The sequence below is a fragment of the Microbispora rosea genome (assembly GCF_900156315.1).
In the GTDB taxonomy this organism is placed as follows: domain Bacteria; phylum Actinomycetota; class Actinomycetes; order Streptosporangiales; family Streptosporangiaceae; genus Microbispora; species Microbispora rosea.
In genome coordinates this window covers 83,776-97,839 of sequence record NZ_FTNI01000014.1, presented here as the reverse complement: position 1 = coordinate 97,839, position 14,064 = coordinate 83,776, and the positions used below count along the sequence as shown (strand labels likewise).

Sequence of the window (14,064 nt, the reverse complement as noted above, 5' to 3'; positions counted from 1 at the left end):
CTGTGCAGGTGGCCCGGGTGTCGAGCTGACCCTGGTCCCCCAAGGCGTATGTTACCCATCGGTAGCTTAGGTGCAAACCTCCAGGTTTTTACGGCCGCGTCCTTCGGTTGAGGAATTACCCAGAACCCGGCCACGCCACTGCCACCCTACCGAACTATGTTCCGGAGGCGTCGCGGAGGCCCCCGTGGCCGAGACTCACCGCACTCGGGTGTCCGATAAGTATTTCTACGGTCGATCTCGGGGGTCCTTGCCGGGTGCGTGGGACGGAGCTGATCGTGGCTCTCGTCGTGAGCCTGTCCGGCTGCGGCGCGGTCACCGACCTGGTGGCGCACCGCGCCGACGCGCCGAGCCCGGCCTCGTCGCCACGGACGACGCCGACCGCCGCGCCCACTCCCCCCGCCGCCGAGACGGGGCTGACGCTCTCTCAGGCGAGGCAGGCACTGCGGGAGTGGGTGAGCCACCAAGGGTCATGCCCGCCCCCATGTGCTCGCGTTCCTCAGCTCCGCCGGGCAGCCCTTCAAACTGGCCGTCGCGGCCCCCGTCCACTGGGGCGAGCGGATGCCGAAGCCGCGGCTCGACGCCGACGGCTACATCACCGACATGGACACCGAGGTGGCGCGCGCCGTGGCCCGGGAGTACCAGAACTTCTGGAACAACGAGAAGAAGGAAGGCGCCTCCGGCTATCGCCTGGCCAAGGACAGCTACAGCCGCAAGGCGTTCCCCGCCGTGTACAAGGGGGCGTACGTCGCGTTCGAGGGGCACGGGTCGATCTTCGGCTTCCGCACGGCGGACGGCGGCTCGTTCTTCCTGTTCGGCATGGTCAACAACCCCAAGCACGTCAACCAGGTGCTCAGCGAGGCGCTGCTGGTGCCCCGGGGCGGCAAAACCATCCGGGAGCTCGGCGCCGACTGGTTCTCCTAGACCGCCTTCCTGGCGAAGATCAGCTCGCGAACACGAGCATGACGAGCAGGAACAGGACGGTGCCGACGGCCATGAGGAGCGTCACCGTGCTGAACAGCGTGCTCAGCAGCGCCCACACCGCGACCGCCCCGACGCCGCCCGCGAGATCCACCACGAGCCGCCGCCTCGACTTCCCCAGCAGCCCGAACCCCGCGTCCACGAGCAGCGCGATGCCGTAGAGCACCAGCAGCAGAAGCGACACCTCGGGCAGGTTGGCGCGCGCCGCGGCGGCGAACAAGCCGACCACCACCGCGGAGCCGATCACCCAGCGGCGGTGCAGCTTCTCCCGGTGCGCGGCGCGCAGGTCGTCGGCCTCTCCCCGGCGGCTCCCGCGCGAGGGCCGGCCCTGCCGCCGATCGCCGGGCCGCCACTGCTGGGTGGGCGCCTCCGACAGCGCGGGCCGCGCCGGCTCGATCCCGTCCAGCACCGGCGCGGCCTCCTTGAGGAGCCCGGCCAGCTCGGCCGTCGCCGGGCGGTCCGCCGGATCGGCGCTCAGGCACCGCTCCACGATCGGGACGAGCCAGGACGGCACGCCCGACAGGTCGGGCTCGCGGTGGACCACCCGGTAGGCGATCGCCGCGGCCGGCCCGGTCCCGTACGGCTGCCGCCCCGAGGCGGCGAAGGCCAGCGTCGCCCCCCAGGCGAACACGTCGGCCTCCGGCCCGGCCTCCCGGCCTTCCAGCACCTCCGGGGCCAGGTAGCCGGGCGTGCCGACGACCGCGCCCGAGGCGGTGACCGAGGCCGACTCCAGTGCGCACGCGATGCCGAAGTCGATCACATACGGCTCGCGCTCGGAGACGATCACGTTGGCCGGCTTGAGGTCGCGGTGGACGACCCCGGCCGCGTGGACGGACTCCAGCGCCTCCGCCAGCCCCAGGGCGAGCCGCAGCAGGTCGGCCCCCGCGACCGGCCCGTCGTTGGCCACGACCGTGCTGAGCGGCCTGCCCTGGACGTACCGCGTGACGATATAGGGCCGCTCCCCCGACAGGGAGGCGTCCAGCACCTCGGCGACATGGGCCCCGCGGACCCGGCGCATGGTCTCCACCTCGCGGGCGAGGCGGGTGATGGCGAAGCCGTCGGAGGCGACATGGGGATGCAGGACCTTCACCGCCACCGTGCGCCCGCCGGGGTCCAGCGCGAGGTGGACCTCACCGAACCCCCCGGAGCCGAGGGCGGAGACCAGACGGTAGGGACCAAGCTGTTCCGGCGTTCCCAAACTGTGTCTCCCGCTTCGCTCGGGGCCTCCGCTTCGCTTGGGGCCTCCCGGTTCCCCGTGGGACCGGGGCGGTCAGGTCCAGAAGGTCAGGAAGCCCAGGCCGATCCTGTCCATGATGTCCCCGATCACGCCGCCGATCAGGTTGACGACCGTGTCCTGACCCTTCTGCTTGAGGTCCGCGACGATGTGGTCCACCGCCACCGACGGCGGCCGCCAGGGGACCCACGAGGCGTCCGCGGACAGCGCCGTCATGATCGCGAACAGCGCGACCGTGCCGACCGCGATCGTCACGATCATTCCCGCTCCGGGGCTCCGGATCACCACGCTCAGCGTCCGGGACACCGCCTTGCGGGGGGCCTTGCCGCCGGGGAGGAGGAACAGCCCGGCCACGAAGGCGCCCGCGGCGTACGCCGCGGCGGGGTCGGGCCTGACCCCGCCGAGATAGTGGAACCCGCCCCAGACGCACATCGCGAACATCAGGGCCAGCGGCACCTGCACCACGGTCGCCAGCCCGGCCTTGATCAGCGCCCACGGCGTCCCGAGCACCGCGAGAAGCGGGTCGGCCCCGCTGCTGCCCCGTGTGGCCCGGCGGTCGGCGAGGTCGCCGAGCAGGTACTGCCCCACCCGCAGGCACAGCGCCGCCACGACGGCGAACAGGCTCACCACGACCGGCAGCAGGCAGGCCAGCGCCACGAGCGTGGCCAGCAGCAGGGCCGCGAGCACCGGATGCGGGGCCCGGTAGGGGGCCCGCCTCGGCTCGGGCTGGTGCGGCGCGGGGGGAGCCGGCGGCGCGATCTGGGGCTCCGGGTAACCCGCCACCCGCTGGTCGGTGTACGGCTGATACGTCGGCGGGTGGGACACAGGCGGCTGGTAGGGCGGAGGGCCCGCCTGCCCGTACGGCGGAGCATGCGGATGCGCCGGAGGCGGCGCGGACTCGGGGCGGCGCTGCCTGGGCGCCCGCGGATCCCGAGGCTCCCGGCGCGGCCGCTCCGGCTCCACGTAGTTCACGGGTGGCAGCAGGTCGGAGTAGCTGTCGTCGTCGGCCGGGAGCATGCTGGTCCGGCTCCCGTTGGGGCCGTTCACCGTGCCGCCCCCGTTCATCGGCCCGCCCGTCCTGCGCGCCGAGTCGTCGAGCACGCGCGTGCCGTCCAGGATCCGCGTCCCGCCGTCGCGCGGCGGCTCGTGGGCGGTCTCCCTGAGCACGGTGACCGAGGGGTCGAGCGAACGGGTGAGCCTGAGCAGCGACGCGGCCGTGGGGCGCGAGGTGGCCTCGGACGCCAGCGCGAGGCGAAGCCAGTTCCGCATCCAGGCCGGGGCGAGGTCCACCTGCGCCTTGCCTTCGAGGATGTTGTAACAGATCGACTCGAACGTGCCCGAGCCGAACGGCGCCTTACTGGTGGCCGCGAAGAAGACCGTGGCCGCCAGCGCGTGCACGTCGGCGGCCTGCGTGATCTCGGTGTCCCGGATGATCTCCGGGGCGAGGTAGCCGGGCGTGCCGACGAACATCCCCGTCTGGGTCAGCCGGGTGGCGTTGACCAGGTGGGCGATGCCGAAGTCGATCACGAGCGGCTCGCCGTCCACGAGCATCACGTTGGCCGGCTTGAGGTCGCGGTGGATGACGTCGGCCGCGTGGATGGCGACCAGGGCCTCGCACAGGCCCACCGCGAGCCGGATCACGCCGTCGTCGGTGAGCGGCCCGTCCTCCAGCACCGTCTGCTCTAAGGTCCGCCCGGGGGCGTACCGCGTCACGATGTAGGGCGCGGCGCCGGTCAGGTCGGCGTCGAGAACCTCGGCGACCCGCTTGCTGCGCACCCGCCGCATGGTCTCGACCTCGCGAGTGAGCCGGTCGCGCGCCTTGAGGTCGGTGGCGACGTGCGGGTGCAGGACCTTGACCGCGACCTCGCGCCCCTCCGCGTCCAGGCCGAGATGGACCACCCCCATGCCGCCCTCGCCGAGCTGCCTCAGCAGCCGGTAGGGCCCGATCCTCTCTGGAGCCTCAGTAGCCGACATCTCGTCCCCCGTCACCCGTTCCCCGCCTGGTTACGCAGGTCTTTCAGTCGTTCCAGTACTGACACAACGTCGATTGGGCCCCAGAAGTGCCCTGCTGTCTGTTTACCCAGGAGGCTGGAGAGCGCGATCCCCGCCGTCAGCACCGCCAAGGCGCCGATCCCCCAGGCGAGCGCCTTCGCCGCTCCCTCGCCGGGCGCCAGCGAGGCCAGCGTCCGCCGCATCTGCCTGCCCGGGCCCACCACTCCGGGCCCCGCGCAGATCGTCCACAGCGCCGTCGCGACCCCCCAGCTCAGCGCCGCGAGCCGGAGCGCGGACGTGTCACCGAGGAGGATGGTGAGCAGCAGCGTCACCGGCAGCCCCAGGATCAGCGCGTACGGCACGAGCGCGATCGTTACGCCGATCGACTTCACGAGCTCCGCCGGACGGCTCAGCACCCGCAGCACGTCGGCCGCCGCGGCGCCCGCGGGACGGCGGGAGTTGAGGTGCGGCTGCGCCAGGTCGGCGGCCCGCAGCAGCACCACGGCCGGCACGGCCACCAGGCACACCAGCAGCGGCGCCACGACCGCGAGCGACGTCATCACGACGAGCAGCAGCGCGCTCGCCACCCCGTACGCCTTGTTGCGCTGGAACAGCCCCCCGGACGGAAACGGCATGGGCGGCGGGGCCGGCGGCGGCACCCGCACCGTCGGCATGAACGGCGTGGGGTTCGGCTGGTGGACGTGCGGAGTCCGCTCGTAGATCTCGGGGGCGTGGCCGAAGAGCGCGTGGTCGCGCGCCGCCACGTCTCCCTGCTCGTAGGACCCGTGCTGGGCGGACCCGTGCTGGGCGGATCCGGGGGACGCGGATCCAGGGGACGCCGCGCGTGGTCCCGCGGGGTCGCCGCCGACGGCTTGGCGCACCTCCTCTGAGGTCACCCGCCGGGTCGGGATGTCGCCCTCGGGGCGCAGCATCGGCGTGGGCCACTCGTCCGCCCGGCCACGCGGCGGTGCGGACGGCCCACCGGTCGTGGGAGCCGGGCCCGCCACGGGCGCGCCAGGGAACGCGGGCGGACCGGGCCGGCCCGAAGGACCGGAGGGACCGGAGGGACCAGACGGACCTGACTGGCCGGAAAGACCGGACGCGCCGGTCGGCGGGGTGCGGGGCGGAGCCATCCGCGTGGGGATGTCGCCCTCCACCGGGCTCTGGATCTCCACCGGACCGTCCGCCGGGCCGTTCGCAGGGCCGTTCGCAGGGCCGTCAGCCGGGCCGCCCGGCCCGAGGCCCGCCCGGCGCAGGTCCTCTCCGGTCACGCGCACGGTCGGGAAGGGGTCGCCGCCCTGGCCCGCCGCCGGCGTCTCGCGCAGCAGCGAGACGAACTCCTCGGCCCGGCCGCCCGGCTGGGACGGCGTGACCGGCGGCGTCGCCACGGGCGCGACCGGCGGAGTGATCGGCGGCACCGGCGACCCGGTCGGCGGCGGGCCCGCGACGGGTCCGCCCGCCCGGCCGGGCGCCTGCTGACCGCCGGTGTCGTCGACGTTGGGCACCGTCGTGATCTCGTCGGGCACGCGGAGCCTGGTGCCCGGCGACGGGGGCAGGAGCCGCGCGAGCTGCCGTACGAGCTCGGCAGCGGTCGGCCGCCGGGCCGGGTCGCGGTTGAACGCGGCGCGCAGCATCGGCTGGATCGGCGCGGGGGCGGCCTCGACGTTGGCCCGGCCGGAGGTGATGTTGAAGAAGATCATCTCCAGCGTGCCCTTGCCGAACGGCGGCTGGCCGGTGGCGGCGTAGAGCACGGTGCCCGCCCAGGCGTGCACGTCCACCTGCGGCCCGGCCTCGTGCCCCTCGATGATCTCGGGGGCGAGGTAGCCGGGCGTGCCGATGAACATGCCGGTCTGGGTGAGCCGGGTGGCGTCGACCGCCTGGGCGATGCCGAAGTCGATCAGCACCGGCTGGCCGTCCAGCATCAGCACGTTGCCCGGCTTCAGATCGCGATGGATGACCCCGGCCGCGTGCACGGCGGCGAGCGCCTCGGCCACCCCGACGGCGACCTTGAGCAGGGCGTCGAGGGGCAGCGCGCCGTCGTTCTTGACGATCTCGTCGAGCGGCCGTCCCGGCACGTAGCGGGTGACGATGTACGGCCTGCGCCCCGTGACGTCGGCGTCGACGACCTCCGCGATGTTCGGCCCGCGCACCCGCCGCATGGTCTCGACCTCGCGCGACAGGCGCCTGCGCGCCACGTCGTCGCCCGCCACCTCCGAGCGCAGGACCTTGACGGCCAGCTGTCTGCCCTGCGGGTCGAGGGCGAGGTGAACCACGCCCATGCCGCCCTCACCGAGCCGCCTCAGCAGCCGGTACGGCCCCAGTCGGTCGTCCTGATTCATTGCCTAAGCACCATACCGACTAAAAGAACGCCCATGAGTGAACCATCGCGCCACATCTCCGCTCAGCACAACGGAGAAAAGACGCGATCGGTTTCCCGGCAAACGGTCAAATGGTGAGCGCGAGGACCTCCCCCCGCGTCGCCGCGACCAGCGCCTCACCGGAAAGCGCCAGCTTGGAGCGGCGGACGCCGCTGCCGATCACCACGAACGGCCGCCGGGTCACGTTTTCGTCAACGAGCACCGGCCAGCCCTCGGGAAGGCCGATCGGAGTGATCCCGCCGAACTCCATGGCGGTCAGTTCGACGGCCTCCGCCTGCGGAGCGAAGGACGCCTTCCGCGCGTCCAGATGGCGGCGCACGATTCCGTTGACGTCGGCCCGCTCGGTGGCGAGCACCATGACGGCGGCGTACCGCGTCTCCCCGCCCCGCTTGGCCGCGACGATGACGCAGTTGGCCGAGTCCTCCATCGCCACGCCGTACCGCTCGCAGAACGCGGCGGTGTCGGAGAGCGCGGGATCGATCTCGGCGACCTCCACCGTGATGCCGAGCGAGGCCACGGCCTTGGCGACGGGATCGGCGAGCAGGTCCGGCCGGTCGGACGCGGGAACCCATTCGAGCGGCATTCAGCCCTCCTTGACGACGCGCTGGTGCAGTTGGGTGACCACCTTACGGGCCGACTCCAGCGCCCCCGCCTGCCAGGCGATGAGGTGGGTGAGCCAGTCGCCCGCGAAATACACCCGGCCGGCCGGTCGCTGCAGGAGCGTGAAGGCACCCTCGTAGGAGGGCCAGGCGACCCACGCGCCCTCGATGAACGGCTGCCGATGCCAGGCGATCGAGACACTCGACAGCAGTTCCGACCGGTACTTCTCGCCGTGGATCTTCTTGCCCTGGGTGAGCGCCCGCCGCTGCCGCTCCGCGTGGGTGAGGCGGCCGTACGCCTCGGCGTCCTCGTCGAGGTTGTAGTAGCCGACCACCAGCCCGCGCGTGCCGTGGAAACCGTACGAGGGATACCAGATGTGCGCGATGTCCAGGTCGGTCTCGGTGATGCCGCCGTAGATCCGCTCGTCGGTCTCCCACCAGCGGCGGCGGTACTCCAGCCCGATCTTCCCGGCCGACACCGGGGTGGGCGTCCTCAGGGCCGCGACGACCCGCGCGTCCAGGTTGCCGGGAATGCGCGCGAGCACGTGCGGCGGCAGTGCCGCGATGCAGAAGTCCGCTCTGGCCGAGCCGCCCGTGTGCTCGACCTCCACGCCGTCGGGCAGGTTGGTGATCTTCTTGACCTCGACGGAGGTGCGGATGCGGTCACGCCCCACCGTGTCGGCGAGCTTGACCGCGATCGCGTCCATGCCGCCCACCGGCTGGAACATCGGCATGGCCTGCTCGAAACCGAACGGGAACGCGATCGACCGGCCGAGCCCGTAGCCGAGCACCTCCGACAGGGCCGGCGGGCCGTCGAACGGCACCCCGGCTCCCGTGCCGGGGTACGTCGCGAAGCCCCTGCGCTCCGACCCCGTGTAGACGTAGCGCTTGCCGATGTCGCCGAACTCCGACAGAAAGTGGAGCAGACGGTCCTTGTCCGCCGCCGTCAGCCGCCGGTCCAGCGCGCCGGTCCTGGTGGCCTTGGCCAGCAGCTCGCTGATGTAGCCGTAGGTGTCGGCACGCGCCGTACGGGCCCGCACCGGGGCCTTCATCCCGTGGTTGTAGACGTACGCCCCGGAGTTCTCGTTGACGAACAACTCGATGGGCACGCCCAGCTCACGGCAGTAGTCCAGGGTGACCATCCACTGGGCGATGCGGGCCGGTCCGGCGTTGAAGTAGACGCCCTCCCCGAACCGCGCCTCCTGCGTCGCACCTTCCTGGTGAGGACCGGGGAGCTCGGGCAGCCGGTCGCCGCCGCGCAGCGTGAGGCTGCGCCCGCCGACCCGGTCGCGCGCCTCCAGGATCGTGCAGTCGTACCCCCCCTTGCCCAGTTCGTACGCCGCGGCCAGGCCCGCGATCCCCGCCCCGAGGATCACCACGGAGCCGGCGCCCCTCCCGCTGAGCGCGAAGTCGGAGCGGCTCGGCGGCGTGTAGTCCTTCTGCTGGTCTTCGGGCGCGAGCCCGAGCGCCCCCATCGCCGCGTACATCGCCCCGGCGCCTCCGGCCGCGCCGACGCCCACCAGGAAGGCGCGCCGCGTCAGCGCACCCGTACGCTCACGGGTCACGCCGTCGCTGCCCACTCTGCCTGCTCTTTCTTCGGGGGGGAAACCGGGTCGGGGGGGACCCGGCGTCAGCCGTACCGGCCGCTGCCGCAGGCCACCTGACCGCCGATCATGGAGAAGATACCGAACAACGCCATGATCTCGTGGTAGTCGTCCGTGGTGAACTCGGTGTGCCGGGGCCCGGCGAGCCGCACTCCCGGCACGATCGAGCAGGCCGCGGCGATGGCGGTGGAGTTCCACTCCACGCCGAGGGTGTACGGCGGCTCGACCACGTAGGGCCGGAAGTCCGGCAGCCGGCCCAGCGCGCGCGCCGTGGCCTCGCGGATGCGGCGCCAGGCGACCGCCGGAGGCAGCAGCTCGGCGGAGAACCTGTCGATGCCCTTCTTCACGGCCACCGTCTCGACGTCGCCGAGCAGTTCTCCGGCCTCCTCGCACACCGCCTCGTCGCCGGTCACGAGCGCGACCGGCACGCCCATCGAGCCCGCGAAGCCCGCGACGAGCCGGGTCTCGCCGCAGATCTCGCCGTTCAGGTAGACGTTCTGGATCTCCTTGCCCATCCACGTGTGGTTGAGCACCCCGTGTGGCACGCCCGCGCGCGCGTGGTAGCCCGCGAAGCAGGCGGCGGTCATGTCCGGGGTGAGGCCCTGCCCCATGCGGTGCGGCTTGCCCGGCCCCCTGATCAGCGAGGCCCGCTCGTCCAGCAGGTCGATCCTGAGGTTCTTGGTGGACCCGTGCGCGTCGTTGACCAGCACGGACGCCGCGCCCGCGTCGAAGGCGCCCTGGACGACCGCGTTGGCGTCCCCGGTCATCAGCTCGCAGCCGCGCTCGTACCCGCGGCCCCCGTCGTGCATCTCCTCGGGATCGGTCAGCCCGGTGACCCCCTCCATGTCCACCGACAGGTAGATCCTCATCGTTCCCCCCACGTCTCCACCCGGCGCGCCTCGTCCTCCGTCATCAGCCCGATGTTCTCACCGACGTACGCCTCGACCCGGGCACGCCAGGGCTCCGGTATCTCCCGCAGCGCGGGCGGATAACAGTGCTCCAGCCACCGTACGGACTCCGGGGTCGCCTGGAGGAACTCCGCGGCCTTGGCGAAGGGGGTCTCCTCGATGCCCGGGACGTGCGCGCACCCGTATTCGATCGTCTCCTGGCCACCGTACGGCGGCGGCTCCTGCCACTTGCGCGCGGCGGGCATCGCGGCGGTGATAGGCGTGTTCAGCGGCCGCCGCTCAACGGCCGCCAGGATCAGCTCCTTGCGCAGGCACTTGGAGCACGTCGCGCAGGGACCGTCCAGGTCGCCGCGCAGGCACCAGCGGACCAGATGCGCGAGGTCGGACTCCATCGCCATCCGCATGGTCACCGGCTCGCTCAGGCCGCCGACCGGGAGGACCATCGCGAGCCCCGCCGCAGCGTACAGACGGCCCCACGGGCCGCCGGCCGCCCACATCGGGTTGTCCGGGCTGTAGCGGTGGGTGTACCGCTCGCCGCCCAGCCAGCGCGACCCCAGCTCGTGGCCGAAGGCGACGCCGCCGAGGTCGAGGTCGTCGGCCAGCAGCAGCGCGCCCGCCGTCACCGCCTGGTGCTCCGGAAAGCCGGGCCGGGGCCGGCTCAGCACGAACTCGAGGTCCGACTGGACGACGTGCACCTCTCGCCCGGTCTTGCGGACGAGCCGCGCCAGCACCTCGGCGCGGTAGTGCGTCCACCGGTTGGGCACCCGGGGGTGACTCACCCGCTGGAAGTGCACGAACGGCGCGTCGGGGAACATCGTGGCAACCGCCATCGAGTCCGCGCCCCCGCTGTAGGAGATCGCCAGCCGGGCGCCGGTACGCGGCTCCGACCCGACCGGCCCGGCGTCCACGCCCCACCCCGTGCGCAGCGCCTCGGCGAGCCCGGCGGAGATCGGCCTGTCGAAGGTCACCCGCCGCCTGGTCCACGGTGCGACGACGGTCCATGCGGCGACCGCGAGCAGGTCGGGATGCGGGGACGCGCCGGCGGCGCCGGTCCGCACGTGGCAGGAGTTGGTCCGCAGTTCGATGGGGTGGCCGTCGGTGCAGGCCCCCGTGGTCTCGTCCTCCGCGTCGAGCAGGAAGACCAGCCGCCAGACGTCCTCGTCACGTGTCCACCGCACCCGCACGACCGGTCACCCCGCCCGTCCGGGAGCGCCCACCCGCGCCGACAGGTCGTCGATCGCCTGCCAGATCCGCATCTCGCTCTGCAGCAGCGTGTCCACCGCCGCGGCGGTCTCGGTGGCCAGCCGGTGCGCCTCGGCCGCCTTGAGGTCCGAGGCCGGCTTGGGCGCCGTGGCCGGCTTCACGGGCGCCGTGGCGACCCGCCGCAGCCGGTCGACCTCGTCACGCAGCCCCACGACCTCCCGGCGGAGCATCTGGACCTCCCAGAGGGCGTCCTTCAGGTCCTGCCGGTGATCGGGCTTGGTGACGTACCGAGAGTCGAGCCGGGACAGCAGCGCCCGGCGCAGCCGTGACAGGCCCAGCACTCGCAACCGCATCATGGGCCGCCACGATAGCGGCATTTTGGATCGTTTCTTGATACAAAATGCGGAGTCGCTCAGAAGTGGCTGGGAATCCGCTGTCCTGCACCGGGCAATACAGTCTGCGGTTGTGCTTTACGGCAGATCGGCGGAAACGGCCGCGATCGACGACCTGATCGACCGGGCCGGAAAAGGTCACGGCGGCGCGCTCGTGCTGCGCGGCGAGGCGGGTGCCGGCAAGACGGCGCTGCTCGACCTGGCGGCCTCCCGCGGCGGTCCCATGCGCGTGCTGCGGACCACGGGGGTCGAGGCGGAGGCCGACCTGGCGTTCGCCGCCCTGCACCAGTTGCTGCTGCCGGTGGCCGGGCTGCTCGACGCGCTGCCGGAACCACAGGCCGAGGCCGTACGCGGTGCGCTCGGGCTGGCCCCCGCCGGTTCCGGCGACCGGTTCCTGCTGGCGGCCGGGGTGCTGTCGCTGCTGGCCGAGGCCGCCGCGCCGAACGGGCTGATCTGCGTGGTCGACGACCTCCAGTGGGTGGACCGGCCGTCGGCCGACGCCCTGCTGTTCGCCGCCAGGCGGCTGCGCACCGAGCCGATCGCGATGCCGCTGGCCGTACGCGGCGACACGCCGGTGAAGGGCCTGCCCTCGCTGGAGATCGCCGGGCTGGCCGAACCGGCGGCCGCCGAACTGCTCGACGCCGGCTTCGCGCTCGCCGCGCCCGTCAGGCGCGACCTCGTGGCGCTGACCGGGGGCAATCCGCTGGCGCTGCACGAGACGGCACGGCTGCTCACCGCCGCCCAGCGGGCCGGGCGGGAACCGTTGCCCGACCCCCTTCCCGGCGGGAGCAGGCTCTTCGGCGACCAGGTGGCCGCGCTGTCCCCGGGGGCGCGGCTGACCGCCCTGCTCGCGGCGGTCGAGAGCGATCTCGGCCTGGTGCTGCGGGCCGCCGAGCGGCTGGGCGCGGGCGATGCGGCGCTGCCCGAGCTCGAGTCCGCCGGGCTCGCGGGCGTGTCCGGGACGCACGTGCGGTTCCGCCATCCGCTGATCCGGTCTGCGGTGTACGAGGCGGCCTCCCCCGCCGCACGCCGCGAGGCGCACGCGGCGCTTGCCGAGATGTCCGGCGGGGACCGGCGGGCCTGGCATCTGGCCGGGGCCGCGCTCGGCCAGGACGAACCGGTCGCCGCCGCGCTCGCGCTGGCCGCCGAACGGGCCCGCGACCGAGGCGGGTACGGCGCCGCCGCCACCGCCCTGACCAGGGCCGCCGAACTGACCCCAGAACCGCTCGTGCGCGCCGGGCGGCTCAAGGACGCCGCCGTGGCCGCGTGGCTCGGCGGCCGTCCCGGCCAGGCGGAGTCCCTGCTGGCCGAGGCGCGCGAGCTCGCCGGGGCGGACACCGCGCTGACCATGGAGATCGCCCGGCTACGCGGACGGTTCGAGCTGAACTCGGGCAACGCCGCCGAGGCCGTACGGATCCTCGCGGCGGGCGACACCCTGGACATGCTGGCCGACGCCTCGGAGGCGGCGTCGTACGTGGGCGACACGGCGGCCATGGTCGAGATCGGGCGGCGGGCGGCGGCCTTCCCCGAAGGGTTCCTGCGCGACGTGGTCGCCGGCATCGGCGCGACGCTCGCGGGCGGCGGCGGGCACGACCTGCTCAGGCGGGCGCTCGGCCGTACGGGTGAGCTGCGCGAGGCGGCCGAGTTCCTGTGGGCGACGGCGGCGGCCAGCTACCTGGGCGAGGTGGACCTGTCCTCCGAGCTGGCCGAGCGGGCCGGCCGCGTGGCCAGGGTCTCCGGGATGACCGGGCAGCTCCCCGTGGTGCTGGAGTTCGTCGCCACCGCGGAACGGCTCGGCGGGCGCCTCGCCGAGAGCCGGGCCGTCTCCGAGGAGGGCCTGGAGCTGGCTCGCGAGGCCGGATACGCCAACACCGTGGCCGCGCACCTGGCCAACCTCGCGGCCGTGGCGGCCCTGCGCGGCGAGGAGGAGGCCTGCGCCCGGTATGCCGGGGAGGCGCTGGCCATCGCCGTCCCCCACCGGGTGGGCCTGCGCGCCGGGCTCGCGGCGTACGCCCTGGCCATGCTCGACCTCTGCCTCGGCCGGTTCGCCGCCGCGCACGACCGGTTCACCGCGATCGTCGCCGCCGGCCCGGGAGCCGGTCATCCGACCGTGGTCTGGCGGAGCACGCCCGACCGGATCGAGGCCGCCGCCGGCGCGGGCGACGGCGATACCGCCCGGGCGGCCCTGGAGGCGTACGAGCGCTGGTCGGCCCACGCGGGGACGGCCGAGTCCAGGGCGCTGCTCGCCCGGTGCCGCGGCCTGGTCCTGCCGGACGACCAGGCGGTCGAGGCGCTCGGCGAGGCCTCACGACTGCACGCCAACCCGTTCGAGGCGGCCAGGACGGGGCTGCTGCTGGGCGAGCGGCTGCGCCGTACGCACCGGCCGGGAGAGGCCAGGGCGCACCTGCGCGCGGCGTTCGAGACGTTCCAGCGCGCGGGCGTCGCGCCCTGGGCACGGCGTGCGTACGGCGAGCTGCGCGCGGCGGGCGAGAGCGTCCACGCCGGGAAGGACGCGCCGCCGGCTCCCGAGGTGGCGCCGGACGTGCGGGGCATGGCGCTGGACGCGCTCACCCCGCAGGAGCTGCGCATCGCCACCCTGGTGGCGGACGGCGCGACCAGCAAGGAGATCGCCGCCCGGCTGTTCCTCAGCCCGCGCACGGTCGAATACCACCTGTACAAGATCTATCCGAAGCTCGGCATCACCTCACGTACTGAGCTGGCGCGGCTAGTAGTTCTACGGAAGGCGCCGGCGGCCCGGCACAGCATGCTTTAGCCC

10 protein-coding genes are annotated in these 14,064 nt (G+C 73.5%); 2 read left to right on the top strand and 8 right to left on the bottom strand.

From position 1 onward, the window contains the following. The first annotated feature begins 483 nt into the window (after positions 1–483). Positions 484–921, top strand: a complete 438-nt coding sequence (locus tag BXA11_RS20425) for a hypothetical protein (RefSeq protein WP_076436837.1) — start codon at positions 484–486, stop codon at positions 919–921. Between the two features lie 19 nt (positions 922–940). Here BXA11_RS20425 and BXA11_RS20420 read toward each other — a convergent pair whose 3' ends face one another. The 8 genes from BXA11_RS20420 to BXA11_RS20385 all read right to left on the bottom strand — a co-directional run bounded on the left by BXA11_RS20420 (position 941) and on the right by BXA11_RS20385 (position 11,252). Beyond that, on the bottom strand, positions 941–2,176 hold the full coding sequence (locus BXA11_RS20420) for a serine/threonine-protein kinase (protein WP_076436835.1): 1,236 nt from the start codon (positions 2,174–2,176) through the stop codon (positions 941–943). Between the two features lie 72 nt (positions 2,177–2,248). Beyond that, the gene (locus tag BXA11_RS20415) at positions 2,249–4,186 is read right to left on the bottom strand and encodes a serine/threonine-protein kinase (protein WP_030506129.1); all 1,938 of its coding nucleotides are present in this window, start codon (positions 4,184–4,186) and stop codon (positions 2,249–2,251) included. Between the two features lie 11 nt (positions 4,187–4,197). Then, a complete protein-coding gene (locus BXA11_RS44675) occupies positions 4,198–6,543 on the bottom strand; it encodes a serine/threonine-protein kinase (protein ID WP_076436833.1) in 2,346 nt (781 codons plus the stop codon). A 106-nt stretch (positions 6,544–6,649) separates the two neighbouring features. Next, on the bottom strand, positions 6,650–7,165 hold the full coding sequence (locus BXA11_RS20405; protein ID WP_076436830.1) for a YbaK/EbsC family protein: 516 nt from the start codon (positions 7,163–7,165) through the stop codon (positions 6,650–6,652). After that, positions 7,166–8,761 carry a flavin monoamine oxidase family protein gene (locus BXA11_RS20400; RefSeq protein WP_308441067.1) on the bottom strand — a complete coding sequence of 532 codons (1,596 nt, stop codon included), beginning with the start codon at positions 8,759–8,761 and terminating at the stop codon, positions 7,166–7,168. Between the two features lie 50 nt (positions 8,762–8,811). Then, on the bottom strand, positions 8,812–9,654 hold the full coding sequence (locus BXA11_RS20395) for a M55 family metallopeptidase (protein ID WP_076436828.1): 843 nt from the start codon (positions 9,652–9,654) through the stop codon (positions 8,812–8,814). Then, positions 9,651–10,871, bottom strand: coding sequence for a DUF6395 domain-containing protein (locus BXA11_RS20390; protein WP_239105088.1), 1,221 nt, complete (start codon positions 10,869–10,871; stop codon positions 9,651–9,653). The genes BXA11_RS20395 and BXA11_RS20390 overlap by 4 nt, the downstream gene beginning before the upstream one ends. A 12-nt stretch (positions 10,872–10,883) precedes the next feature. Continuing rightward, on the bottom strand, positions 10,884–11,252 hold the full coding sequence (locus BXA11_RS20385; RefSeq protein ID WP_239105087.1) for a hypothetical protein: 369 nt from the start codon (positions 11,250–11,252) through the stop codon (positions 10,884–10,886). 109 nt (positions 11,253–11,361) lie between these two features. On the opposite strand from BXA11_RS20385, the gene BXA11_RS20380 reads away from it, so the two are divergent. Then, positions 11,362–14,061: a helix-turn-helix transcriptional regulator gene (locus tag BXA11_RS20380; protein ID WP_076436822.1), complete on the top strand. Its 2,700-nt coding sequence runs from the start codon at positions 11,362–11,364 to the stop codon at positions 14,059–14,061. The last annotated feature ends 3 nt before the right edge of the window (positions 14,062–14,064 follow it).

Bases quoted from the DNA above. Each gene is read 5' to 3' on its own strand.
- BXA11_RS20405 (WP_076436830.1), bottom strand. From the start codon at position 7,165: ATGCCGCTCGAATGGGTTCCCGCGTCCGACCGGCCGGACCTGCTCGCC.
- BXA11_RS20385 (WP_239105087.1), bottom strand. From the start codon at position 11,252: ATGATGCGGTTGCGAGTGCTGGGCCTGTCACGGCTGCGCCGGGCGCTG.
- BXA11_RS20395 (WP_076436828.1), bottom strand. From the start codon at position 9,654: ATGAGGATCTACCTGTCGGTGGACATGGAGGGGGTCACCGGGCTGACC.
- BXA11_RS20415 (WP_030506129.1), bottom strand. From the start codon at position 4,186: ATGTCGGCTACTGAGGCTCCAGAGAGGATCGGGCCCTACCGGCTGCTG.
- BXA11_RS44675 (WP_076436833.1), bottom strand. From the start codon at position 6,543: ATGAATCAGGACGACCGACTGGGGCCGTACCGGCTGCTGAGGCGGCTC.